This is a genomic window from Pseudoalteromonas sp. SWN29 (assembly GCF_015864465.1).
Lineage (GTDB): Bacteria > Pseudomonadota > Gammaproteobacteria > Enterobacterales > Alteromonadaceae > Pseudoalteromonas.
Map to the genome: position 1 here is coordinate 15,093 of NZ_JADYXE010000001.1, position 25,586 is coordinate 40,678.

Annotated in this window: 22 protein-coding genes; 7 read left to right on the forward strand and 15 right to left on the reverse strand. The window is 38.4% G+C overall.

Features of this window, described 5'->3' with window-relative positions:
- Window positions 1–8 precede the first annotated feature (8 nt).
- Both murU and I6F53_RS00085 read right to left on the reverse strand, forming a co-directional pair.
- The gene (gene murU, locus I6F53_RS00080) at window positions 9–665 is read right to left on the reverse strand and encodes an N-acetylmuramate alpha-1-phosphate uridylyltransferase MurU (RefSeq protein WP_197238138.1); all 657 of its coding nucleotides are present in this window, start codon (window positions 663–665) and stop codon (window positions 9–11) included.
- Window positions 662–1,663, reverse strand: coding sequence for an aminoglycoside phosphotransferase family protein (locus I6F53_RS00085; protein ID WP_197238139.1), 1,002 nt, complete (start codon window positions 1,661–1,663; stop codon window positions 662–664). Before I6F53_RS00085 ends, murU begins: the two co-directional genes overlap by 4 nt.
- A 100-nt stretch (window positions 1,664–1,763) precedes the next feature.
- Between I6F53_RS00085 and lptD the strand changes: the two genes are divergently transcribed.
- From lptD to I6F53_RS00120, 7 genes are all read left to right on the forward strand, one after another.
- Complete coding sequence (gene lptD, locus I6F53_RS00090; protein ID WP_166419412.1) at window positions 1,764–4,016, forward strand: LPS assembly protein LptD; 2,253 nt, start codon at window positions 1,764–1,766, stop codon at window positions 4,014–4,016.
- 337 nt (window positions 4,017–4,353) lie between these two features.
- Window positions 4,354–5,646, forward strand: a complete 1,293-nt coding sequence (surA, locus tag I6F53_RS00095) for a peptidylprolyl isomerase SurA (RefSeq protein ID WP_197238140.1) — start codon at window positions 4,354–4,356, stop codon at window positions 5,644–5,646.
- 5 nt (window positions 5,647–5,651) lie between these two features.
- Window positions 5,652–6,650, forward strand: a complete 999-nt coding sequence (gene pdxA, locus I6F53_RS00100) for a 4-hydroxythreonine-4-phosphate dehydrogenase PdxA (protein ID WP_166419414.1) — start codon at window positions 5,652–5,654, stop codon at window positions 6,648–6,650.
- Window positions 6,640–7,446, forward strand: coding sequence for a 16S rRNA (adenine(1518)-N(6)/adenine(1519)-N(6))-dimethyltransferase RsmA (rsmA, locus tag I6F53_RS00105; protein ID WP_002960838.1), 807 nt, complete (start codon window positions 6,640–6,642; stop codon window positions 7,444–7,446). The genes pdxA and rsmA overlap by 11 nt, the downstream gene beginning before the upstream one ends.
- The gene (apaG, locus tag I6F53_RS00110; RefSeq protein WP_166419415.1) at window positions 7,430–7,819 is read left to right on the forward strand and encodes a Co2+/Mg2+ efflux protein ApaG; all 390 of its coding nucleotides are present in this window, start codon (window positions 7,430–7,432) and stop codon (window positions 7,817–7,819) included. Before rsmA ends, apaG begins: the two co-directional genes overlap by 17 nt.
- A gap of 13 nt (window positions 7,820–7,832) precedes the next feature.
- Window positions 7,833–8,651 (forward strand): symmetrical bis(5'-nucleosyl)-tetraphosphatase, encoded by an 819-nt coding sequence (locus I6F53_RS00115; RefSeq protein ID WP_166419416.1) that lies wholly within the window; start codon window positions 7,833–7,835, stop codon window positions 8,649–8,651.
- Window positions 8,652–8,787: 136 nt separating this feature from the next.
- The gene (locus I6F53_RS00120) at window positions 8,788–10,803 is read left to right on the forward strand and encodes a methyl-accepting chemotaxis protein (RefSeq protein WP_166419417.1); all 2,016 of its coding nucleotides are present in this window, start codon (window positions 8,788–8,790) and stop codon (window positions 10,801–10,803) included.
- A gap of 930 nt (window positions 10,804–11,733) precedes the next feature.
- On the opposite strand, the gene I6F53_RS00125 is transcribed toward I6F53_RS00120, so the two are convergent.
- The 13 genes from I6F53_RS00125 to I6F53_RS00185 form a co-directional block, all read right to left on the reverse strand.
- Window positions 11,734–12,738 carry an NAD-dependent epimerase gene (locus I6F53_RS00125; RefSeq protein ID WP_197238141.1) on the reverse strand — a complete coding sequence of 335 codons (1,005 nt, stop codon included), beginning with the start codon at window positions 12,736–12,738 and terminating at the stop codon, window positions 11,734–11,736.
- An 84-nt stretch (window positions 12,739–12,822) separates the two neighbouring features.
- The gene (locus I6F53_RS00130) at window positions 12,823–13,170 is read right to left on the reverse strand and encodes a four helix bundle protein (protein ID WP_166419801.1); all 348 of its coding nucleotides are present in this window, start codon (window positions 13,168–13,170) and stop codon (window positions 12,823–12,825) included.
- 127 nt (window positions 13,171–13,297) lie between these two features.
- Window positions 13,298–14,464, reverse strand: coding sequence for a nucleotide sugar dehydrogenase (locus I6F53_RS00135; RefSeq protein WP_197238142.1), 1,167 nt, complete (start codon window positions 14,462–14,464; stop codon window positions 13,298–13,300).
- A 15-nt stretch (window positions 14,465–14,479) separates the two neighbouring features.
- Window positions 14,480–15,595: a non-hydrolyzing UDP-N-acetylglucosamine 2-epimerase gene (wecB, locus tag I6F53_RS00140; RefSeq protein ID WP_197238143.1), complete on the reverse strand. Its 1,116-nt coding sequence runs from the start codon at window positions 15,593–15,595 to the stop codon at window positions 14,480–14,482.
- A gap of 58 nt (window positions 15,596–15,653) precedes the next feature.
- Window positions 15,654–16,892 carry a UDP-N-acetyl-D-mannosamine dehydrogenase gene (gene wecC, locus I6F53_RS00145; protein WP_166419798.1) on the reverse strand — a complete coding sequence of 413 codons (1,239 nt, stop codon included), beginning with the start codon at window positions 16,890–16,892 and terminating at the stop codon, window positions 15,654–15,656.
- A 50-nt stretch (window positions 16,893–16,942) separates the two neighbouring features.
- Entirely contained in the window at window positions 16,943–17,665 is a 723-nt protein-coding gene (locus I6F53_RS00150) for a WecB/TagA/CpsF family glycosyltransferase (protein WP_166419797.1), read from the reverse strand.
- Window positions 17,655–18,731: a glycosyltransferase family 4 protein gene (locus I6F53_RS00155; protein WP_166419796.1), complete on the reverse strand. Its 1,077-nt coding sequence runs from the start codon at window positions 18,729–18,731 to the stop codon at window positions 17,655–17,657. Before I6F53_RS00155 ends, I6F53_RS00150 begins: the two co-directional genes overlap by 11 nt.
- Window positions 18,728–20,233, reverse strand: coding sequence for a hypothetical protein (locus I6F53_RS00160; protein ID WP_166419795.1), 1,506 nt, complete (start codon window positions 20,231–20,233; stop codon window positions 18,728–18,730). Before I6F53_RS00160 ends, I6F53_RS00155 begins: the two co-directional genes overlap by 4 nt.
- A 10-nt stretch (window positions 20,234–20,243) precedes the next feature.
- Complete coding sequence (locus tag I6F53_RS00165) at window positions 20,244–21,188, reverse strand: glycosyltransferase family 2 protein (protein ID WP_166419794.1); 945 nt, start codon at window positions 21,186–21,188, stop codon at window positions 20,244–20,246.
- A gap of 26 nt (window positions 21,189–21,214) precedes the next feature.
- Window positions 21,215–22,504 (reverse strand): EpsG family protein, encoded by a 1,290-nt coding sequence (locus I6F53_RS00170; protein WP_231616497.1) that lies wholly within the window; start codon window positions 22,502–22,504, stop codon window positions 21,215–21,217.
- Window positions 22,505–22,528: 24 nt separating this feature from the next.
- Window positions 22,529–23,485 carry a Wzz/FepE/Etk N-terminal domain-containing protein gene (locus I6F53_RS00175; RefSeq protein ID WP_166419792.1) on the reverse strand — a complete coding sequence of 319 codons (957 nt, stop codon included), beginning with the start codon at window positions 23,483–23,485 and terminating at the stop codon, window positions 22,529–22,531.
- Window positions 23,485–24,357, reverse strand: coding sequence for a glucose-1-phosphate thymidylyltransferase RfbA (rfbA, locus tag I6F53_RS00180; protein WP_166419791.1), 873 nt, complete (start codon window positions 24,355–24,357; stop codon window positions 23,485–23,487). Before rfbA ends, I6F53_RS00175 begins: the two co-directional genes overlap by 1 nt.
- The gene (locus I6F53_RS00185; protein ID WP_166419790.1) at window positions 24,354–25,496 is read right to left on the reverse strand and encodes a dTDP-glucose 4,6-dehydratase; all 1,143 of its coding nucleotides are present in this window, start codon (window positions 25,494–25,496) and stop codon (window positions 24,354–24,356) included. The genes rfbA and I6F53_RS00185 overlap by 4 nt, the downstream gene beginning before the upstream one ends.
- Window positions 25,497–25,586 lie beyond the last annotated feature (90 nt).

The following is a 25,586-nucleotide window of genomic DNA, read 5'->3' on the forward strand; positions in this document are numbered from 1 at the left end:
TTGAGTTGTTACGCCTCAAGGCGCCTGTTTAATTGGTTTAAACGCTCAGGTGTACCAATATCATCCCACTGCCCAATATAGAGCTCAGTAGAGACTAAATGTTCACTTAGTTTTTCACGTAATATAGGCCCTAAAGGGCGAATACCCTGCGTTAATCCTTTAAAAAAATCAGCCTGATACCGGCCAATCCCCGAAAATGTATATTTTTGGCTATCTGGCGATAAATGGCCCAATGCAAAGTCGCCATCTGGATTATGAGGCGGGTTTTCTATCAGCACTATGTGCGCTTCACCGGGTTGTAAGTGCAGCTGCGTTAGTGCACTCACATCATAATCTGTGTATACATCGCCATTTATAACAATGAACGAGTCGCCCAACAGCGGTAACGCTTCAATAATACCACCGGCAGTTTCAAGGCCACCTTCAACTTCTTGGCTATAAAATATGTTTACGCCAAACTGACTGCCATCGTTAAAGTAGTCTTTTATTTTATCACCTTGCCACGCGAGGTTTATTATAATATCGGTAATGCCGGCAGCTTTAAGATTATTTATATGGTGCTCAATAAGTGGTTTTTCCGCCACTTTTAACATTGGCTTTGGCATATTTTGCGTGAGCGGCATCATTCTCTGCCCGCGCCCTGCAGCTAAAATTATCGCTTTCATGAGCGCTCCTTTACTAGCTTTTCAGTCACTTTTGGCACTATGGTATTTTTTGTCCACTCGCTCAATCCTTTAAGCTCTGGGTAATTTGCCGCTACTTCAATAATGTAATCAAGAGTCGGTAAAATATTATCTAAATAACCTGTTTTACCGTCGCGCAAATATAATCGACAAAATATACCCGCCGCTTTTAAGTGACGCTGTAATCCGGTTAAATCAAACCAATATTTAAACTCATCAAACGAAGTATTAACCATTAAGTTTTGAGCTGTAAATTCTTGATAAGCAAAATCAAGCAAGCTTGTTAACTCTTGTTGAGGCAATTTAAAATAGCAATCGCGTAGTAGCGATACTAAATCGTAGCAAAGCGGCCCGCGTACAGCATCTTGATAATCTATAATTGCCCACTGGCCGTTACTATTCATAATATTACGACTATGGTAATCGCGATGAACGGTAACAGTGGGTTGCTCAAGCATGGCCTGTATTAATAGCGTTGAACTTGTTTGCCACATTACGTTTTGCTCTGCGCTTAGTGGCTCATTAATAAAGTCACTCACTAACCACTGGCTAAATATATCTAGCTCTAACTTTATAAAATCTTCGTTATACGTTTGCATAGCAGAAGCTGGCGGCGTTTTAGCCCATTGAGCGCTTAAACTAATTAATGCTTGATAGTGCTCGGTGCGGTTTGCATCATCAAGCATGTCAGCTAGGTGCGTACAGCCTAAATCACTGAGAATAAAAAAGCCCTGCTTCTCATCACTTGCAATAATAGTAGGAAGTAAAAAACCTTGCTCAGTAAACACCTTATTTAGTGAAATATAGGGGTCGTTATTCACTTTTTTTGGATCAGAGTCCATCACTATTAAATGCTTATTATCGTGATTTAAACGGTAATAACGGCGAAAACTCGCATCACCCGTGATCGCGTTTAAAGTATGCGACTTAGCATTAAGGTGTGAGTTTATAAATTGTTGTAAATTCTCAAAGCGTGTCATTTTATAAGATATCTATTTTTATAGGTCAATTACTGTAATTGCCATTATTTTCCTTTATTATGTGTATATTATATTAAACACACAGTATTAAGGTCGATAAATGAGCAAAACCTGGGGCATATTGATGCTAAGCGTTGTTAGCGCACCATCGCTTGCCGAAACTGAATTGGCACACAACCTTTGTGGCATTTCAATGCAAACCAGAGCTTGGCAACCACTTGAAGGCCTTAACCTTGGTGAAGTTGATATTCAAGCTGATGATGTTGAGCTACTTGGCACTCAAAGCGCTGAATTTACCGGCAATGTTGATATTAACACCCTTAAGATGAGTTTGTCCGCACAAACTGCGTTGATAGACAAACAGCGTGGTTTATTAAATGCAACGGGGCCAATTACTTATCAAGATTACGTAAGTAAAGTAAACAGCGCCGGATTAAATGCCGATTTAAATAATTCAGAAGTTAGTTTGTTAGGCGCCGACTACAGCCTAACCGAGCAACAAGGTAAAGGCGGCGCTGAAAAGCTCACTGTTAATCAGTCTGGCTTATTACTCATGAATGCAAGCTTTACTACTTGCCCAAGTGATACCCCTGTATGGGAAATTGAAGCTGACGAAATAAACCTTTCTCGCGAAGAAGGCTGGGGCGAAACATATAACGCGGTATTACGCATTCTAGATACACCTGTTTTATATTTGCCTTATTTTACATTTCCGCTGGATGAACGCCGTAAATCGGGGTTACTTACCCCCACTATTTCAAGCTCTGATAAATACGGTCTTGAAACAATTACGCCGTACTATTTAAATATTGCGCCTAATTTTGATGCCACAATTACGCCTCGTTATATGTCTAACAAAGGGCTGCAACTGCAAACCGAATTTAGATACCTAACAGAGCAGCATGAAGGCTTAGTAGGAATTGAGTATTTAGATAGTGATGATTCTGAGCCAGATTTAAATGAACGCTACATGTTTCATTGGCAACAACAAAGCTACCTAGGTGAAAACTGGCGCGCAAATGTTGATATAACCAATGTGAGCGATGATAACTACATCACCGACTTAACTTCAAACTACGCAAGTAAAACCGATACTCAGTTATATCGTACCGGCTCACTTACGCATTTAGGTGATACATGGCGCACCGATATTAAAGTACAAAACTTTGAAGTACTGGGCGATCACTTAGAGTCATACACTGCTTTGCCGCAAATTAACTTTACGCAAACCGCCCCATGGCGTTTTGATAACTTTGACTTTAGTGTGTCAGGCGAAATCAGTCATTTTACTAATGACTCATCAGAAGTGGCCATAGACAACGCAACTCGTGTACACATAGAACCTAAAGCTCGCTACAACTATGCTAATCATGCATGGTCTTTTTTATCTGAAGTGAGCTTATTACAAACTAATTATAAACAAAGCGGAAACTTAACCGGCACGCAATATAGCGATACCGTATCGCGTACTATCCCTAAAGTACGTTTGTACTCTCAGCTTAATTTTGAGCGTGATGCATCTTACTTTTTTGAAGATGGTATACAAACGTTAGAGCCTCAAATTCAATATTTATATACACCTAATAAAGATCAGTCAGACATTGGCTTGTTTGATACAACCAAGCTACAAGACGATTATTATGGTTTATTTAGAGACGTGCGTTTTTCGGGCGTTGACCGCATAGCCGCTGCGAATCAGTTTACTTTAGGTGCTACAACGCGCTTATTTGATAAAAAACAAGAAGAAGTGTTTAACTTTAGTGCCGGCCAAATATTTTATTTAAGTGACGATGCAAAGCCAACAGAGCAAGGCTTAAACTCAGACACTAATTATAATGCACTATTTGCAGCTCAAACCATGTTACATTGGCACCGCCGTTGGTACCTCGCAGGAGGTATTCAATACGATACAGATGGCAAGCAAATGGTACAGTCAAATGTAACGCTTGATTATAAAGGTGATAATAATCAGGTAGTACAATTGAACCATCGCTATGCAAATGATGTCTCAGGAAATACAATCGAGCAAGCAGGTGTATTTACGAGTATTCCTATTAGCGACGAATGGCAATTTATTGCGAGTTACCATCGAGATCTTGAAAACAACAGAAGTATCGAAGTATTGAGCGGATTTCAGTATGAATCATGCTGTTGGGCTATCCAAATTACTGGGCACCGCCAAATTGAAACTGACTTAAATCAATCAATAGGCCAAGAACAAGCAACTTTTGATTCAGGTATTAGTTTGAATTTTGTATTAAAAGGACTTGGCAGTAAAAGCCGTTATGATGCACAAAAATTATTACAACAAGGTATTTTTGGCTATCGTAGACCGTATTTTCTTAGTAACTAGGGCCTGTTTATCTTTCGAGGTTGAATTTGCAGCCGTATGTTTGGTTTTTAGGCAAGGCAGAGCCTATGTTGTGTGGTTGTTCCACATAAATAGGCGATAACGCAGCATAAATGCCAAACATGCGCTGCCCTAGGGTTCATCCTAGGGGGATTAACTCTTTAGGTGTAGGTAAGAGGCGCGAGCAGGACGCGGAAGCTTTGCTCGGTTTTACTTATTCCACTGGGTTACAAACCTCGTGCCGCGATTAAATCGCCTCTAGGTTGAACAAATTTTAATCCTGAGAGGTCAACAGACCCTGGTATCACAACAGTACTATTAGCAGAGTAGTAAAAAGAATATGAATTTAAAAAAATTATTAACATCAGCAGTTTTAAGTGTCAGCCTTTGTCAAAGTGTAATGGCTGCACCAGTCGAAATAGATAAAGTGATTGGCGTTGTAAACGAAGGCGTCATTTTAAAAAGCGAAGTAGACACCATTATTAACCGTGTTAAAAAGCAAGCCGAAGAACAAGGCCAGCAATTACCAAAAGACGAAACGCTTCGTGTACAAGCAGTTGAGCGTTTAGTAAATCAAGCACTTATGATGCAAATGGCTGAGCGTATGGGGTTACAAATCTCAGATAGCCAACTAGATCAAACGCTTGCAAGCATGGCAAAAGAGCAAGGCGGTACCATTGCCGACTTACGCCGCACTATTGAAGGCGCCGGTGAAAGCTTTCAAAGCTACCGTGAAGAAATTCGTAAAGAGATCACAACACAGCAAGTAACACGTGCCAGTGTTGATCGCCGTATTTATATTAGTGAGCAAGAAGTTGATAACCTTTTAAAAATAATGGAAACCCAAGGTCAAAGTGCTGAAGAGTACGACATTGGCCATATTTTAATAGATATCCCTAACGATGCAACGGCCGATGAAATTGCTGATGCAAAAACACGTGCAGATAAAGTTATTGAGCTATTGAACGATGGTCAAGAATTTAAGCGTATTGCTATTTCATCATCAAGCGGCTCTAAAGCACTTGAAGGCGGCCAACTTGGTTACATGGGCATTAACGAAATGCCTTCACTTTTTGCTGAAGCAGTAAAAGGTCAAAAGAAAGGCGCTATTGTAGGCCCGCTTCGCTCTGGTGCTGGTTTTCATATCATTAAAGTACAAGACGTTCGTGGTTTACAAATTGTAGAAACAACTGAAGTACGTTCACGCCATATATTAATTAAGCCTTCGATTATTTTAAGCGAAGAAAAAGCACGCTCAATGCTTGCTGGTTTTGCAAAAGAATTACGTGCAGGCACTGCTGACTTTGGCGAACTTGCTAAAGAATACTCAGAAGATCCAGGCTCTGCACTTAAAGGTGGCGAGTACGATTGGACAGATCCAACTACTTACGTACCTGCGTTTAAAGATACATTGCTGTCTCTTAAGCAAGACGAAATAAGCGAACCGTTTAGAACACAGTTTGGTTGGCATATTGTGCAGTTACTTGGTAAACGTGTAGCTGATAAAACAGAGCTTGCTAAACGTAACCGTGCTCATGGCATGTTATTTAACCGTAAATTTAAGGAAGAAAGTTTTAACTGGCAGCAAGAAATGCGCGAGCAAGCTCACGTTGATATTTTCCCAATAGATTAATAAATATGACCTTAAGAATTGCGATTACACCGGGTGAACCAGCCGGTATTGGCCCAGATTTGCTACTCACGCTTGCTCAGCAAGCGTGGGATGTTCAACTTATAGCGATTGCCGATGGCAAGCTATTAAAAGAACGTGCAAAGCATTTAGGCTTAACAATAAACTTAATTAAATTTGATGATAACGCACCAGCAAAAGCAGCACCTGCTGGCAGCTTGTATATTCATCAGGTTGATTTAGGAGCTGATGTAGAGCTTGGCGTACTAAACGACGGTAACGGCCAATACGTGTTAGATACCTTGCGTATAGCAAGCGAAAAAAACATGGATGGCACCTTCGACGCGGTTGTTACTGGCCCTGTTCACAAAGGCATAATTAATAAAGCGGGCATTTCGTTTAGCGGGCACACTGAGTATTTTGCGCAGCAATCAAACACTGCTGATGTAGTTATGATGCTTGCAACTGAAGGCTTACGCGTTGCACTGGTAACCACTCATATTCCACTTGCGTATGTATCGCGTGCAATTACACCTGAGCGCTTAACTAAAGTAGCGGGTATTTTAAATCACGACTTACAAACTAAGTTTGGTATAGAAAAACCACGTATTTTAGTATGCGGGTTAAACCCACATGCCGGTGAAGATGGCCATTTAGGTCGTGAAGAAATAGAAACAATCACGCCCACGCTTGAGATACTTAGAAGCGAAGGTATGAATTTAATTGGTCCACTACCGGCCGATACCTTATTTCAAGATAAATACCTATCTGAAGCAGATGCAGTGCTTGCTATGTATCACGATCAGGGATTACCTGTGCTAAAATACAAAGGATTTGGTAAATCGGTAAATATTACCCTTGGTTTACCATTTATCCGCACCTCAGTTGACCACGGTACTGCACTTGATTTAGCAGGAACTGGTACAGCTGACGTTGGCAGTTTTGAATTAGCGATCCGCGAAGCAATTAAGCTCGCCCAAGAAAAAGCACAAATCAATGACCGATAAAGTACATTTAGGACACCGCGCTCGTAAGCGTTTTGGGCAAAACTTTTTATTTGATGAATCTATCATCGACAAAATAGTCTCTGCGATCGATCCTAAACCAGAAGACAACCTAGTAGAAATTGGCCCCGGCCTTGGCGCAATTACTGAGCCAGTAGCCGATTTAAGCGGCCATTTAACGGTTGTTGAATTAGATAAAGATTTAGCGCAACGATTAATTGAACACCCATTCTTGGGTCCTAAATTAACCGTTAACCAAGGCGATGCAATGACGTTTGACTTTGCAAGCTTGGTTCGCGATGACAAAAAATTAAAAGTGTTTGGTAACTTACCTTACAATATTTCGACACCGTTATTGTTTCATCTTTTTGAATTTTCAGATCATATTGAGCACATGCACTTTATGCTTCAAAAAGAAGTAGTAAAACGCATGGTAGCAGGCCCAGGTAGTAAAACATTTGGCCGCTTAAGCGTAATGACTCAATACTACTGTAATGCAATGCCGGTTGTTGAAGTACCACCTGAGTGCTTTAAACCAGCGCCAAAAGTTGACTCTGCGGTTATTCGTTTAATACCTAAAAAGCCAGAGCAACGTACAGCAAAAAGCGTTAAAATTTTAAACACCGTGTGTTTAGAAGCCTTTAACCAGCGCCGTAAAACGCTACGTAATAGTTTAGGTAACTTACTTACCGCAGAAGAGCTTACTAGCATTGGTATTGACATAACGCTACGTGCTGAGCGCTTATCTTTACAACAATTTATTGATATAGCTAACTGGATTTATGACAACAAGCAGTAATATTGGATCGCCTGTAAAGGTGTCTGTAGAAACATTTTACGTAGAAGGTCAATCTCAACCTGAGCTTGATAAATACGTATTTGCCTACTCAGTAACAATTAAAAACCATAGCCTATGTAGTGCAAAACTACTAAGCCGCTATTGGTTAATTACCGATGCAAATGGCAAAGAAGTAACTGTTGAAGGTGAAGGCGTTGTTGGTGAAATGCCAGACATTGGCCCAGGCGAAAGCTATAAATACACCAGCGGTGCAATTTTAGATACACCGGTAGGCACAATGCAAGGCCACTATACGTTACGCAACGAATTTGGCTCTGAGTTTCAGGCGCCTATTAATGTGTTTCGTTTGGCTTGCCCTAACATTTTACATTAAGTAGTAACCACTGATGGCAGATTATGCGATAGGTGATTTACAAGGGTGTTTTAGTGAATTTAGCACCCTTTTACAACGGGTTGATTTTAACCCAAGTAAAGATCACCTTTATTTAGTTGGTGACATAGTTGCCCGAGGGCCAGATTCCCTAGCCTGCTTAGACTATATTTACCAACATCAAAATAGCATGACCATCACTTTAGGCAATCACGACCTCCACATGATTGCCTGCTACTTCCTTAACAAGCCTACCAATCCAAAAGATAAACTAAACCCAATATTCCAAAGCCCCAAATTAGCGCACTACATCGCCTTTTTACAAACACAACCATTGGCTTTAGAGCTTAAAAAGCATAACTGTTTTATATCTCACGCAGGGTTAAATCCCGACTGGTCAATTGAATATGCGCTAAAACAAGCGCAATTTGCACAACGCTGTTATCAATCAAGTAGTGCTAAAGCATTTTTTGAACACATGTATCAGGCTCACCCAGAGCAGTGGTCAAGCAATCTTGATGGCTTTGAAAAATTTAGATACATAGTTAACTATTTTACCCGCATGCGCTTTTTAACGAGTGACAACAAACTTGAGCTTAATGCAAAGGGCGCAGTAACCGATAGCCAAATATTAACACCGTGGTTTAACCACCCTAATATTGCTAAAACTAAACACGATATTATTTTTGGCCACTGGGCAGCACTTGAAGGTAAAACGGGTAATTCACGCGTTCATGCTCTAGATACCGGTTGTGTATGGGGTAACACCATGACGTTAATGGAGCTAAGTACTAAAAAAGTAATTGTAGAAAAATCCCTCCTTTCATCTAAATAAACTGAAAAAAACTAATACATCTGTTAGATTTATCAATTAATAGTTAAAATTAGTTAAAGTAATTGATTTTAATTACTTAACTTATCTTAATTAAAGCCGATAAGTCTTAATTGAAGTACTTTTGAGTGGAAATCTTATGAACCTGACAGTAAGCCAACGTATTTGGGGTGGTTTTATATTTATCACCTTATTATTATTAATAATTGGTGGTAATTCCTTAATAAAAATAGCAAACATCGATCGTTCTACTCAAAAGGTGAACCAACTATCACTTCCTGCATTAAATAAAAGCTCTGAACTACAAGCCGAATTTATTTTAATGAGTAAAGCCGCTCAAGCGAGCTTTTACACTTCATCAGCAAGTGAGCTCGCACCAATAAAATCACAAGTCCTTGAGCAAAAACAGCTATTCAGCACTTTGCACCGTGAACTTCAAGACGTAGTAAAAAACGATGCAGCACTAAATCAAAGCAGCCAAAACGTAGAAAAAACCTATTTAAGCTTTTTAAGTACTGTTGAAAATTTATTAGAAGATAAAAGCAAACAGCTTGCACTTACCAAGGCTTTAAAAGCACAACTTGAAAACATTGAGCTTACAGCTGAAGATGCAAACTCAGTAGTACTTGATATTATCGACATTGATGGGTTTGAGCAAAACCACCCGCGAGCTTATCAAGCTGCAAACAATCTAGAAAATAACTTTATGTCGGTAGTTAGTAACAGCACCGACATGCTAACCGTTAAAACGCTTAATACACTCGACATCGTTAAAAACGAGCAAACGTATTACTTAGAAGAAGTAGTACGTACCGTTGCGTTAATTCAGCCCGCAATAGAGCAAACTCATAGCGATTTATATTCAAGCCTAAAAGAATATGTTGATACCTTAGAAAGTAATATCAAAGGTAGTAACAGTTTAGCTGCAAATAAAAAGCGTTTAATTGATTCGATTACGCTTACGCAAGCAGAACTTGCCCAGTCGGAGCAAGCAACCAAAATGGCACTTAACCAAATTGATGAGCTAGTTAATCAAGCAAGTGACGTTGCGTTTAAATTACAGCAAGGTGTACGTAGCGACGTAGATTCAGCTAATTTGTGGACCTGGGTTGGTATGATTATAGCCACTCTATTAGCTATCGCGATTGCTATTATTACCGTTAGCCGCATTACTAAGCCCCTTGCTGAAGTTAACCGTATTTTAGATATTGTTGCCAGTGGCGACATGACACAACGATTAGACGACAGCGCTAAAGACGAATTTGGCGAACTATCTAAAAGTTGTAATACATTAATTGATAGCCTACGCAGCTTAATTAAAGGCATTATTTCGCGTTCTACTCAGCTTGCAGCAGCATCAGAGCAAACATCTGCCATTACCGCAGAATCAAGCCAAGCAATTCGTAATCAGCAAGCACAAGTTGAACAAGCAGCAACGGCAACAACCGAAATGAGCAGTACATCGCAAACGGTTAGCAACAGCGCTCAACAAGCACTTAGCGAAATTAAAAACGCTGACAAAGAAGCTGAACGTGTCAAAGGTATTTCGAACAACAATAAAGCAACTATTGAACAGCTTGCTCGTGAAGTAGACGACGCTTCGCAAGTTATTAATAAACTACATCAAGATAGCGCATCAATAGGCAGCATTTTAGATGTAATACGCGGTATAGCGGATCAAACTAACCTACTTGCACTAAATGCCGCAATTGAAGCCGCACGTGCTGGTGAATATGGCCGAGGCTTTGCTGTTGTAGCAGACGAAGTACGCTCACTAGCGAGTAAAACTCAAGAATCGACCCAAGAGATACAATCAATGATTGAGTCTCTTCAAACAGGCGCAGAAGCCGCAGTAACGGCAATGAGTAAAGGTAAGCAACGTGCGGTATCGTGTGTTGAGCAAACAGACCTAGCAAGCAGTGCACTTGATTCAATTACATTTGCGGTTTCGCAAGCCCACGATGTAAGTGAAGAAATTTCGACAGCAGCGCTTGAGCAACAACAAGTAGCACAAGAAATTAGCGAACGCCTTGAGTCGATTGTAGCCATAGCAGAGCAAACAGCCGAAGGCGCAAACCAAACCAACATTTCAAGCTCAGAAGTAGCAAAACTTGCCGAAGAACTACGCTTGTCGGTAGACGAATTTAAAGTTTAGCTTTACTAAAACGATTAAAAAACCCGCCTACAAATATCACCTAACCCGTAGGCGGGAGTTTACCTCGCGCAGCTCTTGAGAGTTTACCTCGCACAGCTCTTGAAAGTTTACCTTCACGCATCCATAAAACAACTCAACAAGCGCGGCGTAAAGCCCCGCCCACAAATAACACCACCCCGTAGGCGGGAGTTTACCTCGCGCAGCTCTTGAGAGTTTACCTCGCACAGCTCTTGAAAGTTTACCTTCACGCATCCATAAAACAACTCAACAAGCGCGGCGTAAAGCCCCGCCCACAAATAACACCACCCCGTAGGCGGGAGTTTACCTCGCGCAGCTCTTGAGAGTTTACCTCGCACAGCTCTTGAAAGTTTACCTTCACGCATCCATAAAACAACTCAACAAGCGCGGCGTAAAGCCCCGCCCACAAATAACACCACCCCGTAGGCGGGAGTTTACCTCGCGCAGGTCTTATCGCGGAATTTACCTCGTGCAAATAAAACATAAGCTAAAAAAAAGCGCGGCATAAAGCCCCGCCCACAAATAAAACGCGCCCCGTAATCTGTAGGCGGGAGTTTACCTCGCGCAGCTCTTGAGAGTTTACCTCGCGCAGCTCTTGAGAGTTTACCTTCATGCATCCATAAAACAACTCAACAAGCGCGGCATAAAGCCCCGCCCACAAATAACACCACCCCGTAGGCGGGAGTTTACCTCGCGCAGCTCTTGAGAGTTTACCTTCACGCATCCATAAAACAACTCAACAAGCGCGGCGTAAAGCCCCGCCCACAAATATCACCTAACCCGTAGGCGGGAGTTTACAATATACAACCCTGTAGGTACGAATTTGCTTTGCGCTCAAGTAATTTAAAGCCAATAAAAAACACTGTCTCAAATTGAGAACAGTGTTTTTAAATGACTTACAAATTGTAACTTTTATTTATAAAAATCTTTATACCACTTAACTAATTCGTTAACACCTTGCTTAACATCAACCTGCGCTTTATAGCCTGTCGCATTAAATAAATCTGTAGTGTCGGCAAAGGTTTTATAAACATCACCTGATTGCATTTCACGGAAGTTCTTTTTAGCTTCAGTACCGAGCTCAGCCTCAATAGCTTCAATAAACTTCATTAAATTTATTGGGCTACCGTGACCAATGTTATAAACCGAATAAGGGGCAGAACTAGATGCTGGCGAGCCAGTTTCTACTCTCCAATCAGGGTTTGCAGCGGGTATAACATCGGCTGCACGTACAACGCCTTCTACTATGTCGTCTATGTAAGTAAAGTCACGCCACATATCGCCATTGTTGTTTATGTCAATCGTGTCACCAGCAAGTATTTTTTTAGTAAAAATATACGGTGCCATATCTGGGCGACCCCATGGACCATAAACAGTAAAAAAGCGCAGCCCTGTTGTAGGTAAGCTATACAAGTGAGAATAGCTATGTGCCATTAGCTCATTCGCTTTTTTAGTTGCAGCATAAAACGACACAGGATGATCAACACTGTCAGTTGTTTCAAACGGTGTTTTTTCGTTTAAGCCATATACAGAGCTCGATGAAGCATAAACCAAGTGCTTAACTTTATTATTACGACACCCTTCAAGCACATTTAAGTGCCCTACTAAGTTAGAGTCTGCATAAGCATCAGGGTTTTCTATTGAATACCTAACACCGGCTTGCGCCGCTAAATGGATTACTTTATCAAACTGCTGTGCTTTAAATAACTCGCTCATTGCTGGGCGTTCACTTATATCAAGCTTAATAAATGTAAATGCTTCATGGTTTTCAAACTGCGCTAAACGAGCTAGTTTTAAATTTACATCGTAATAGTCATTAAGGTTATCAATACCAACGACTACATGGCCGGCCGCTAACAATTTTTGGCATGTTGCCGCCCCAATAAAACCAGCAGCACCCGTTACTAAATATTTCATAATTTCCTAATCTTTAAGCTGATAAAGTTGAAAGTTGAAAGTTGAAAGTTGAAAGTTGAAAGTTGAAAGTTGAAGACTAAAAGCCTAATCCCAAGTTTCAATAGTTTTCATTAAGGCAGATATCATCTTTGATAACTGCCTAGACTCTTCTATCCAGGTTTCTGCTGTTTTTGTATCAACCTCACCAATTTTTAAGGCAATATATATTTGTGAGCGAAGCTCACCACAGCTACCTTTAGAGTAAGAGAGAAAACGGCAGTAATCTTTAGCTGTCTTTCTCTCATAACCCTCCGCAATATTTGATGAAATTGATAATGCTGAGCGTGTAATTTGATCTTTTAAACCAAATTGCTTACTTGCCTTAAAATAAATAAAAACTTCACAAGCTAAATCGGCAGAGCGCTGCCATACATTTAAGTCCTCAAATTGCACAACGCCCCCTAATATAAATTCACCTTAGTTTTTGACTTATACTTTAGCCTTTAGTCTTTAACATTTAACCTTTCGTCTTTAAACTTTAGTCTTTAACCTTTAACCTTTAGTCTTTAAACTTTGTTTATTAATCGCTACCAAATAAATCTCGAGTGTAAACTTTATCTGCAATATCGCTTAACTCTTCTACCATACGGTTTGAAACAACAACGTCTGACATTTGCTTAAATTCATTTAAATCTTTAATTACACGAGAGTGATAAAACTCATTCTCTTCAAGGACTGGTTCGTATACAACAACCTCAATACCTTTCGCTTTAATTCGCTTCATAATCCCTTGAATAGCAGAAGCTCTAAAATTATCCGAACCTGTTTTCATTACTAAACGATACACACCAACCACTTTAGGATTTCGTTTAATTATTGAATCAGCAATAAAATCTTTACGTGTAGTATTGGCATCAACAATTGCACCAATAATATTATTAGGTACATTTGCGTAATTTGCTCGTAATTGTTTCGTATCTTTTGGCAAACAATAACCGCCATAACCAAATGATGGGTTGTTATAATGATTACCAATACGAGGGTCTAAACTAACACCTTGTATTATTTGCTTAGAGTTTAATCCATGTGCTTCAGCGTAGCTGTCAAGTTCATTAAAATAAGCGACGCGCATTGCTAAGTAAGTATTTGAGAATAACTTAATAGCTTCCGCTTCTGTTGAATCAGTAAACAGTACTTCAATATCTTCTTTTATAGCGCCTTGCTTAAGTAAATTAGCAAATACTGTTGCGCGCTCACTTTGCTCACCAACAACAATACGTGATGGATATAAGTTATCGTGCAGCGCTTTGCCTTCACGCAAAAATTCTGGTGAAAATATTAAATTACTAATTCCAAATTTTTCTTTAATACTTTGCGTAAAGCCAACAGGCACCGTCGATTTAATGACCATAACTGCATTTGGGTTATACGCTATAGTCTCTTTAATTACAGCTTCTACAGTACTCGTATTAAAGTAGTTATTTTCAACATCGTAATCAGTGGGTGTAGCAATTATTACAAACTCGGCATTTTTATAAGCAGCTACTTTATCTATAGTGGCTGTAAAGTCTAAATCACTGCGCGTTAAAAACGCGCTAATCTCAGCATCTACAATAGGCGACTGCTTATTATTTAAAAGTGCTATTTTTTGCTCATCTATATCTAAAGCAACAACCTCATTGTGCTGTGATAACAGCACGGCGTTTGAAAGCCCAACATACCCTGTACCTACGACAGCTATCCTCATATTTATTCCCTTTGACTATTTACCCAGTAGGCTATTAATAATACGCTGGCTTGATAAACCATCACCATATGGATTATGCGCTACACTCATTTCTTTATAAAGTGATGGGTTTTCAATAAGTTCACTTACTGCATCAACTATTTTATCCACATCAGTACCCACTAACTTTACCGTACCGGCAGCAACAGCTTCTGGTCGTTCGGTTGTCTCACGCATAACCAACACCGGCTTACCTAAACTAGGAGCTTCCTCCTGAACACCACCCGAATCAGTAAGGATTAAGTATGATTTATCCATTAAAAACACAAAAGGTAAGTAATCTTGAGGGTCGATAAGCTTAACATTATCTTTGTCGGCTAAAAGTCGGTTAACAGGCTCTTGTACATTTGGATTTAAATGCACAGGATAAACAAAATTGAAATCAGGATACTTAGTTGCAAGTTGAGAAATAGATTCACATATACGTTCAAACCCGCCACCAAAGCTTTCACGGCGGTGGCCCGTGACTAAAATATATGGTTTATCTACTATGTGAGTAAATTTTGCATTCATTTGCTGCTGAACACTTTCTTTGGAAAGAACTTCCTGCTTTACTTTTAATAATGCATCAATCACGGTATTACCCGTAATGACGATTGAAGAATCAGCAATATGCTCACGTAATAAATTATCTGCAGAGGCTTGTGTAGGCGCGAAATGCTTCGCTGTTAAGACGCTTGTTAATGTACGATTTGCTTCTTCTGGCCATGGGCTATATAAATTACCTGTTCGCAGACCAGCCTCAATATGCCCTATATTTACTTGCTTATAAAATGCAGCTATTGATGCTGAAAATGTTGTTGTTGTATCGCCATGCACTAATACCCAGTCAGGTTTAAAGTCATCTAGCACATCACGTAAACCGAGTAATATCTTACTGGTAATATCGTAGAGATCTTGACCTGCTTTCATTATATTTAAATCATAATCAGGAGTAATTTCAAAAAGTTCGAGTACTTGATCTAACATTTCTCGGTGCTGTGCAGTAACACACACTTTAGATTCAATAGCAGGCTCTTGCGCTAACGCTAATACCAATGGTGCCATTTTAATAGCTTCAGGGCGGGTACCAAATACAGTTAAAACTTTCATTTACTTTCCTAGCAAAAGCCTGCGGACTAAATTCGGCAAGCTTTCTACATTTTTTAAATTAAAAAATACCGCGACTATCTACAACTGCTTTTTTAGCAACCAATTCAGGGGCGATAGCTTTAAATTGCTTATGATCGACTAAAACAGCTAGCGTATTACTCAATTCCAGTGCAGTTTCAAGACTTACCAACTCTACACCTAGTTCGGTTAATGACTCTGGTAGCTTATTTATATTAGGTTCTACTACCAGCACTTTAGCTATATTTTGTTGAGCCAACATTTTAGTAATATCAAGTGCAGGGCTTTCGCGCAAATCATCAATATCGGCTTTGAAAGCAATTCCTAAGCAAGCAACAACTGGTTTTTTAAACTGCTCAGCGGCTTCAATAATTTGATTTAATACATAATGAGGCTTGCTGTCATTAACTTCACGAGCTTGACGAATCAGCTTAGCTGTATCAGGCGCTGAACTCACAATAAACCAAGGGTCAACAGCTATACAATGCCCACCTACACCCGGCCCGGGGTTCAAAATATTAACTCTAGGGTGGCGATTAGCCAATTTAATGAGTTCCCACACGTTTATATCTAATTCATCACATATCATCGATAATTCATTTGCAAAAGCAATATTTACATCTCGAAATGAGTTTTCTGTCAACTTAGCCATTTCAGCAGTACGTGCATTTGTGAGTAAGCATTCGCCTTTTACAAATATTTTATAAAGTGATATCGCTTTCTCAGAACAAGCCTGCGACATACCACCAATAACGCGATCGTTTTCAACAAGCTCACGCAGTACATGACCAGGTAATACACGTTCAGGGCAATGCGCTATTTTTATATCTGCATTATCACCATGGGTTTGCGGAAAAGTTAAATCCGGGCGCGCTTGTTCTAACCACTTAGCAAGCTTCTCAGTCGCACCTACCGGTGAGGTCGACTCTAAAATAACTAAGTTCCCCTTTTCGAGCACAGGTGCAATTGCGTTAGCTGCAGACTCAATGTAAGTAAGATCGGCTTCGTAGTTATCTTTAAATGGAGTAGGCACTGCTACCATAAACGCATCTGCTTTTTCAGCTTGCGTAGTCGCACGTAAATTACCGGCTTTTACTACGCTGCGCACAACAATATCTAAGTCGGGTTCAACAATATGTACATTACCAGCGTTTATAGTATCAACAGCATGTTGACTAACATCAACACCAATTACATTTACACCGCGCGATGCTATCACCGCAGCGGTTGGCAAACCTATATAACCTAAACCAATAACAGATACATTTCTAAATAACATTAAAACCTCAAAATCTGAATTAAACAAAGTGAATTTGCGCGTATAAGTTACTATATTTTTTTTGTTAAATAGTAATATATATATTTGAGTAAATTACCTTGACGAAATAGGCGCGATGGTTGTGATAGCAATCTAAATAACCACTCTAAATTCAAGGTTCTAAAAAATAGAGGTGCACGTTTTACATTGTTTGTAAAAACATCATAAGTACCACCTACGCCCATAAAAAAAGAATCTGGCGCATACTTAATACATTCAAAAATAAATAACTCTTGTCGTGGAGAACCTAATGCTACACTAACTACCTTAGCACCAGACTTTATAATTTCATCAATAACGGATTGCTCTTGTTCTTTAGTGAAATAACCATCTTTATAGCCTACAACATCAACACCTAGCGATGTTAATTTTTCATAAGTTTGTAGCACTGTACTTTGGGTTGCACCAAGTAAAAAAACGGGTATTTGCTGCTCAACAGAACGAAGCATTAAACGCTCCCATAATTCACAGCCAGGAATTCTAGCAACTTTTGAACCTAAACGCTTTTGCATAACATAAGACACACCAATACCGTCAGGATAACGAAGTGTTGCATTTTGCAAAATACTCATAATATAAGGATCGTTTTTTGCGGCCATAATCTTTTCTGGGTTAATTGCTATACCCACGCCAGGTTGTATACCCTGAGTTGTCAAAATTGACGAGCTTATAAGTTCATCTATGGATTGGTAAGCAGCAACATCAATGCCGCCTATATTTACTTTATTTATCATTAAAGTTTTTCGCTTGTAACTTGGTGTACATATTAAATATTTGCTTTGCAACCACCGATAAACGATATTTTTGTGCTGTATTAGTTGCACTATCACTCATGCTTGCATATTGTTTTTCTGACATGCTTAAAATACGTTGTATTGCATTAATAGTACTTGAACAAACACTGCCGTCTTGATTTGGTATTAAAAAACCGTTTTTTCCATCTGCTACTTGCGTACTAGCGCCATCTGTTTGAGTGGCCACAACTAAAGCACCGCATGCCATAGCCTCACTCATCACCAAGCCAAACGATTCATTATATGATAAATTAATCAACATAGAACTTGAGTTATAAATTGTAACCAACTGCTGCGGGTTACAGCTATTAAAATATGAAATGCTCACATTTTTATTATTTTTAACACGCTCTATAAACGTATTATCGCCATCCCCTACTATTGCCACACGTATTTTACAAGGAAATGCGATTAAAATCTTCTCCAGTCTTTCAATTCCTTTATTTTTGTCAAGCTGGCCCACAAACACAACATCATACTGCTTCTCTTTAAAGCTACTTTTTTCATGTTTTTGATAAAAAACCTCATTCACACCAGCGCTTAATACAGTGCAAGGTACTTGCTTAAAAAAGCGTGCTTTTAGTTCATCGCTTACAAAAATTGATTCATCAACAAAATCAATACACTTTTTGTATATTCCACTAGGGGGGGAATAACTATAAATATCACTACCATGAAAAGTTACAGCAATTTTAACTTTCCAATTTCTTAGTATTTTGTAAGTAATAGCTAACAAAATATTAGGGAAGAAAAAATGAACATGAATAATGTCTAATTTTTTTACCGAAAAAATATATTTAAATAAAAAATGAAGTGCAAAAAGAGGATATCGAAATAAGCGCAATAAACCAGACTTCTTTTCTTGATCTAGATAAAAGTAATTCATATCTAAATCAGTATACTTTTTTAGGCTAGTATACTGGTTCATTATAAATCGCCCTGAATTAGGTTTATTTTTGCTTGGCCCCATATTAGACAGCAGTAGTACACGTATTGCTTTTTTCATTTTTTTTTATTTTCCATACGCTTGTTTTTTACGCCATAATTTGCACGTGATGGAATAAAATGGAACATTAGCCTATAAATCAATTGTATAGATGGAATTGTTACGGGGTTTGATAGTGGAGTATATCCTGATTCAACTTTGATTTTTTTATACTTTACAGCCACTTTGCTCCATATTTTTTTAAGCGCTCGGTAGCGAACCGCTTTAGCGTAATCTTGCTGTATAAAAGAATCAAAGATCCCCCTTGCAGCAAAAGGTGAAACAACAGTAAAAAATTGCGCAGCTAAAATATTACTGCCAAAAATAGTATATCTGCCACCTCTCCCATATAAAAACTCATAATAAGTCACTTTTTGGTAATCCGTTAACGCTAGGCTATCTGTACGTTGAACAAAGTCTTGCCACAAAATAGTAAATTCTTTATCGGTTAACTCTTTGTACCTTAAACGCATTAAAGTTTTTGCCTTAAAATTAATCACACTATAAATAAACGGAAATAACTTTAAAACTTCACCTCTTTTGCCTTTAAAATTTATATAAGTGCCACGCTGAAATAAATCACCTAAATAACCATCAAAAAATATTTTTGCTTGTTCAAAGTGTTGTGCTACAAAACTATAATTAGTTAATAGCCTTGGAATAGGGTTGAGTGTGCCAAAAGCCATTTCATCTAAAATAGCCTGCTCTTGTTCATGTAATGGTTGCTCACTATAATCAAAAGCTAAATACGTTTTAAAATCCTCACTAAAGCTGGCAGCTATTTCTCTCTCTGGTGAGTTATCTGGCCCATAAGTAAAGCCATATTTATAAGTGCCATTTGCCAATAAATACCTAGAATCAAGGCCGCTACTGATAGGTAATATTTTAGAGTGCTCTTGCCAAAGTGAAGTTAACTTTTTAACAGCGTCAGCTAATGAATCTAAAGGCTTAGCTTCATGAAATACGAAATAAGAGCGCTCACTCATCACTCCAACACAGCTCCCAGGGGTTAGCCTCTGCAAGCCATCAAAAAGAGTGTAATTACCAAACAAGTGGTTTTTCTTATTTAAAATACATTGCATGTCATGGTTGAGATGATGCGAATCATTTTTTAACACTTTAACGCTAGGGGCAACACGTAACTCAGTCGATAGCTTGTCGATAAAGTGCGTTGATAAACCAAGCGGATCGGTAAAAACAAACTCTTCGTGCTCATTTTGCCAAAAAAGCGTAAACACACCAGTCAAAACATTATTTAAAACGTCAATTCCTTGTGCCACTATATCGTTAGCTAAAAGAGTTAATGGGTTTAGCTGCTCTTTATAAATAAACCAGCCTGACATAATAAAAATATTATGCTCTATATGCTCATACGGTAATTGCGACCAATTTTCCTCGTCATATACAATGCAACCGGTGACTCTACACGCATGTGGAAAATCGAAAATACGGCTATTGTTTTTAGTCAAATAAAGTGACGACGGTAGTCGTTCTTTATCGCAATTAATATACATGCCACGCATCAAATGCCCCTTAATAATCCGAAGTAGTCATACTGACTGAAGAACGCTGCTGACGTTTCAATAAATAGTACTCAAGTGGCTTTTTACCAAAAAGACTGCCAAGTACCAGTTTCGCAAATACGCGCATTGATAGGGGTGACATTTTTAGGGCTTTAAAATAATGTGTTATTGCAGTAGTACGATTACCACTTCTTAGCTCAAAATCAGCAAGGCTTTCATATTGACGCGCAAGGCCTTTCTTTAAACCTAAACTTATATACTCAGCCTCATATTTAGCAATAACCGCCCTATGCCCATTCGCTTTTGAAATTGGGTTACACGATATACCATCATCCGCTAACTGATAGGTGATCAAAGGCTGCGCAATATGTATTGCTTTGTATTTTTTTGCTAGTCGAAGTAATAAGTCATAGTCTTGCATGCTGGGTAAGTTGCTATCAAAGCCATTAATTGATCGGATAGCTGTTGTTGATATAAGTAAAACGGAGGTACAAATCCCAAAGCCTTGCTTTAGCAGAGACAAATAAAAATCATCATCGCTTACACAAGTAAAATACCGCTTCCAGCCTTGATATTCTAAAAACATATCTGAATAGCAAATATCTGCATCGCTCGAATTTAAAGCAGCCACTTGAGTCTCTAATTTTGTATCAACCCATAAATCATCATCGTCTAAAAAAGCAACATACTCACCTTTGGCTGCATCTAAACCTGTGTTTCTAGCTTGGCAAGCGCCTTTATTTTTATCGTGGCGTATATAATGAATGCGCTCATCGTTAGCGTATCCAGCCATAATATCAGCTGTTAAACGTCTGTCTTCACCTGAAGGGTCATTATCATCAACAACAATAATTTCCAAACATGAATAAGTTTGACTTTTAACACTTTCAATCGCTTTTAATAAAGCCTCTGCGCGCTTAAAGGTAGGTATTATAACTGTAACTAATTTATTCATATTTAGGCCTAAATAAGAGGGTACAACTATTTATTACGGTATCCATCATAATAAATAACTTCGGTGTTCCAATAGTGCTTAAACATCACAAGGTAATCAAAGCCACGCCTCTCTAATGGGTGGATATGTTTATCACCTTTATAAAAAAATTTACTTTCGTTTATTAGCACTACATATGAAAAAGCAGCTATATGAAAACCCATCAATAAAAACAAAAATACGCCTGTGATCGACTTAGGTTTTATATATTGCAAAGCAAAAAGTAGCATTGGTGCGTAAAGTAAGTACAAAGGTAGAAAAATACGATGCAACTCCTCACCTATAAAAAACAGTGCCACCGAGCTGAGTAAGGTTAAGTAACTCATCATGTTAAACAACCTTAAATAAGCAACATTATTGGTTTTTAAATAACCGGGTAGTGCAATAAGGTTCACAACAATAAAAAACAACAACGAAGGAAGCTTTGAAAAATTAGGTTCAAATACTAATCGCGTCAGTATTTTATTCACCATATAATTATTAACCACAGAGCCGAGTACTTTAATGCTAACTACGCCCACTAGAGCCACTAATATAAACCCTAAAAATATGACAATAAGTTGTGACGCACTCCAGCGGCGAGTTAAATGTTTACTAAAAATAAGTAAAGGAAGTAATAAAATAAACGTAGAAAAGTGAACAAGCCCCCCTAAAATAAAAATAAGGCTGCCATGTTTTTTATTTTTTTGCGCATACCAAACTCCCATAAGTAAAATAGGAACTGCCATGCATGTACGTATCAAGTGCCACTGAAACTGAAAAAATTTATAAAACAAAATAATCAGTAAAAAACATAATAGCGGGCTTGGTCCATCAACTAACTTACAAAATTTCCAGATTAATCCATAAGTGATTAATACGGATAAAAAATAATATGTAAAAATATCGTTATCGGTAAACCAGGCTACAGCCCAGCTATAAAATCCAAATAAGGCATCACCATGCTTAGCATATAATAATGATACGCTAAGCATTCCAGAGAGTTCATCATAGCGATCATAAGCCATTAAATATGACGGCATATCGTCAGAGCCACCCCACAAATAACCTATAAACCTTGAGGCTATTAACATACTTAACGATACAGAAATAACACCAACTAACAAATTATCTAAACGCGTTTTTTTTACGGCAAATGCATACAAAAAAAGCCCAAGGACCCACAAAATAAACGGTAAAAATAACCAGCCTAAAAGCAATAGGCAGCTAGAAATGTATAACTTAGCGTTTACTTTGTTATATACGTTTAAAGTATTTGTATCATTACTACTATTCAATATGTTAACTCGCAAGTTCATATATTAAGAACGTGCATTTGAGGACTTATTCTCACGAATAAAGTGTATAAGCAATACAGTAATACATATAAAAAACACCGAAAAAACAGCTCCTAGAATACATATAACAGCTCTGTTCGGAGACGACTTTTGCTCTTCAACAATAGGGCTTTCTATTACCTTAAATGCAAACTCTTTTCTCACTTTGGCAAGCAGCATAGACTTTGTTTGCTCTTCAATAATAGTGTAAAAAACGTTTTGCATTTCAGCTATATTGGTATTGGCTAATTCTTCATTGAGATATTTAATACTTTCTTTGTTTTCCGCTATTTCGCGCTCTCTTACTGATTTATTAATTAGCGTAACGATGTTTTCGACATACGTTTTAGCAATACGCGGATCAATATGCTCATACGAAATTTCAACCAATCCTGTTACTTTGTCTTCTTTAACTGTTAGTTTTTTTACAAAATATTCATACGCTTCGTACAAAGTCGGCTCAAGTGTCTTTTGGGTTTCTTCGTCAACTAACCACTTACCATTTTTATAAATAGTATCATCAAGCTCAAGTTCCTCAGTATCTTTGTCCCACTTTTTTGCTGCAAATAAGTTTACTTTTACATTATTTTTTTCGATAAATTTATATAAAAAATCTTTTGATTTAATTATTTCTAAATAAACAGCTGTTTTGTCACTTGAGCCGCCTAAATTAATACCGGCTACGCTAGCTAACCCTCCAAACTGGCCTGCTAAAGAAGATAAGCCACTGCTTTGCTGCTCTTGCTGAGGGGAAAGTAACACTGACGATTTATACATATTAGGAAGCGTTAATGAATACGCCAAAATACCTGCACAAGATAAAAAAGACAGCACAATAATCAGCCACTTTTTGTTCCATAAAATTAGCCATAACTCAACAAGGTCAAGTGCATTACTATTGTCTGAGTTTGGTGTTGGAAACTGATTTAAATTTTGAGACATTAATGTGTTCCTGCTGCCAGTTTTAAAAGGTACTGACCGTAACCAGTTTTATTAAGTGCGTGCCCCTGCTCCACAAGTGCATCTTTTGTTAACCAATCTTGCGTATAAGCAATTTCTTGTAAGCAAGCAATTTTAAAGCCTTGTCGTTTTTCAACCGTTTGAACAAACAACGACGCCTCCATTAAGCTATCGTGAGTGCCGGTGTCTAACCAGGCAAAGCCGCGCCCTAATACTTCAACTTTTAAATTTTTATCTTCTAAGTATGCTTGGTTAATTGCTGTAATTTCTAGCTCACCGCGCTCAGAAGGTTCAACTTGCTTCGCTTTTTGTATTACCGAGTTGTCATAAAAATACAATCCAGTAACAGCATAATTAGACTTTGGATTTAATGGTTTCTCTTCAATTGAAATACCATTAAAGTGTTCATCAACCTCTACCACACCAAAGCGTTCAGGGTCGTTTACTTGATAAGCAAAAACGCATGCTCCTTGCTCAATTTTTGCCATCGCTTTTAATTTAGGTGAAAAATTAGCACCATAAAAAATATTATCGCCTAAAATCAAGCAAACTGAATCTTGGCCAATAAAGTCCTCACCAATTATAAAGGCTTGAGCTAATCCTTCTGGTTTTTCTTGAATTGCATACGTCAGATTTATACCAAAATTACTACCATCACCGAGCAGAGCTTTAAATTGAGCCTGATCATGTGGAGTCGTAATAATCAAAATATCTTTAATGCCAGCAAGCATTAATACCGACAGTGGATAATAAATCATCGGTTTATCATAAACAGGTAAAATTTGCTTTGAAACTCCTAGCGTAATTGGGTGTAGTCTAGAACCACTGCCGCCAGCTAAAATTATTCCTTTCATGTGTTTTCTCCTAAACGTTCTCGCTGATAAGTTCCGGCTTGTACTTGCTTACACCAATCAAGGTTCTCTAAGTACCACATTATTGTTTTACTAATACCCGACTCAAACGTTTCTTGCGGTTGCCAATTAAGTTGACTATCTATTTTTGATGCATCTATTGCATAACGTCTGTCATGTCCTGGTCTATCTTTTACAAACGTTATTAGCTCTTTAAATGATGTTAGGTTACGTGGTTTTTTTTCAATAAGCTTATCCAGCTCTAAACAAATAGTGGTGACCACTTCAAGATTGGTTTTTTCATTATGGCCGCCAATATTATACGTTTCGTCCACTTTACCCTCGGTAGCCACTTTATATAGTGCGCGGGCATGATCCTCAACATATAGCCAATCTCTAATTTGTGAACCATCGCCATAAATAGGCAATGCTTTACCTTCTAACGCATTTAAAATAACCAATGGGATGAGTTTTTCTGGAAAATGGAACGGCCCATAGTTATTCGAACAATTAGTAATAACAACGGGTAACCCGTATGTACGTTGCCATGCTCTTACTAAATGGTCAGAACTCGCTTTACTGGCAGAGTATGGGCTGCTTGGTGCGTACGCTGTTTGTTCGGTAAACAGTGGTAAATTTTGAGAAGTGCTAGGTGTTAAGTAAGAGGTGTTTTCACTCTTCACACTTTCCGCTTCACCCTTCACATCATCAGGATGGGGTAAATCACCATACACTTCGTCTGTAGAAATATGATGAAACCTAAAACCAGCTTTAGCGGTATCATTTAGTGTGCACCAATACTCACGTGCCGCTTCAAGCAAGGTATACGTTCCTACAATGTTCGTTTGAATAAAGTCACCGGGACCATCAATAGAGCGATCAACGTGAGACTCAGCCGCTAAATGCATTATTATGTCAGGCTGATAGGTTTTAAAAATGCTATTTAGGTGCACTCGGTCGCAAATATCGCCTTTTACAAAAGTATACCGCTTAGAGCTATCAATGCTTTTTAATGACTGTAAATTACCTGCGTAAGTTAGCTTATCTAAATTAATTACTTTATGTGGTGTCTCGTTTATTAAAAAACGAATCACAGCACTACCAATAAATCCTGCGCCACCCGTAACAACAATAGTTTTCATTAAAAGCCTTTATCTCTACTTATTTATTTTTTGTTTACTAAATATAACGTGTAAACGCAGCAGGTTATTATCGCAAAATAATCTTGCGTT

What these genes read in the sequence shown, in the direction of transcription:
- wecB (WP_197238143.1), bottom strand. Translation starts at nt 15,595, where the DNA reads ATGAAAGTTTTAACTGTATTTGGTACCCGCCCTGAAGCTATTAAAATG.
- pdxA (WP_166419414.1), top strand. Translation starts at nt 5,652, where the DNA reads ATGACCTTAAGAATTGCGATTACACCGGGTGAACCAGCCGGTATTGGC.
- I6F53_RS00150 (WP_166419797.1), bottom strand. Translation starts at nt 17,665, where the DNA reads ATGATAAATAAAGTAAATATAGGCGGCATTGATGTTGCTGCTTACCAA.
- I6F53_RS00165 (WP_166419794.1), bottom strand. Translation starts at nt 21,188, where the DNA reads ATGAATAAATTAGTTACAGTTATAATACCTACCTTTAAGCGCGCAGAG.
- I6F53_RS00175 (WP_166419792.1), bottom strand. Translation starts at nt 23,485, where the DNA reads ATGTCTCAAAATTTAAATCAGTTTCCAACACCAAACTCAGACAATAGT.
- I6F53_RS00160 (WP_166419795.1), bottom strand. Translation starts at nt 20,233, where the DNA reads ATGCGTGGCATGTATATTAATTGCGATAAAGAACGACTACCGTCGTCA.
- I6F53_RS00120 (WP_166419417.1), top strand. Translation starts at nt 8,788, where the DNA reads ATGAACCTGACAGTAAGCCAACGTATTTGGGGTGGTTTTATATTTATC.
- I6F53_RS00135 (WP_197238142.1), bottom strand. Translation starts at nt 14,464, where the DNA reads ATGAGGATAGCTGTCGTAGGTACAGGGTATGTTGGGCTTTCAAACGCC.
- I6F53_RS00155 (WP_166419796.1), bottom strand. Translation starts at nt 18,731, where the DNA reads ATGAAAAAAGCAATACGTGTACTACTGCTGTCTAATATGGGGCCAAGC.
- I6F53_RS00185 (WP_166419790.1), bottom strand. Translation starts at nt 25,496, where the DNA reads ATGAAAACTATTGTTGTTACGGGTGGCGCAGGATTTATTGGTAGTGCT.
- surA (WP_197238140.1), top strand. Translation starts at nt 4,354, where the DNA reads ATGAATTTAAAAAAATTATTAACATCAGCAGTTTTAAGTGTCAGCCTT.
- I6F53_RS00125 (WP_197238141.1), bottom strand. Translation starts at nt 12,738, where the DNA reads ATGAAATATTTAGTAACGGGTGCTGCTGGTTTTATTGGGGCGGCAACA.
- murU (WP_197238138.1), bottom strand. Translation starts at nt 665, where the DNA reads ATGAAAGCGATAATTTTAGCTGCAGGGCGCGGGCAGAGAATGATGCCG.
- rsmA (WP_002960838.1), top strand. Translation starts at nt 6,640, where the DNA reads ATGACCGATAAAGTACATTTAGGACACCGCGCTCGTAAGCGTTTTGGG.
- wecC (WP_166419798.1), bottom strand. Translation starts at nt 16,892, where the DNA reads ATGTTATTTAGAAATGTATCTGTTATTGGTTTAGGTTATATAGGTTTG.
- apaG (WP_166419415.1), top strand. Translation starts at nt 7,430, where the DNA reads ATGACAACAAGCAGTAATATTGGATCGCCTGTAAAGGTGTCTGTAGAA.
- lptD (WP_166419412.1), top strand. Translation starts at nt 1,764, where the DNA reads ATGAGCAAAACCTGGGGCATATTGATGCTAAGCGTTGTTAGCGCACCA.
- I6F53_RS00115 (WP_166419416.1), top strand. Translation starts at nt 7,833, where the DNA reads ATGGCAGATTATGCGATAGGTGATTTACAAGGGTGTTTTAGTGAATTT.
- rfbA (WP_166419791.1), bottom strand. Translation starts at nt 24,357, where the DNA reads ATGAAAGGAATAATTTTAGCTGGCGGCAGTGGTTCTAGACTACACCCA.
- I6F53_RS00085 (WP_197238139.1), bottom strand. Translation starts at nt 1,663, where the DNA reads ATGACACGCTTTGAGAATTTACAACAATTTATAAACTCACACCTTAAT.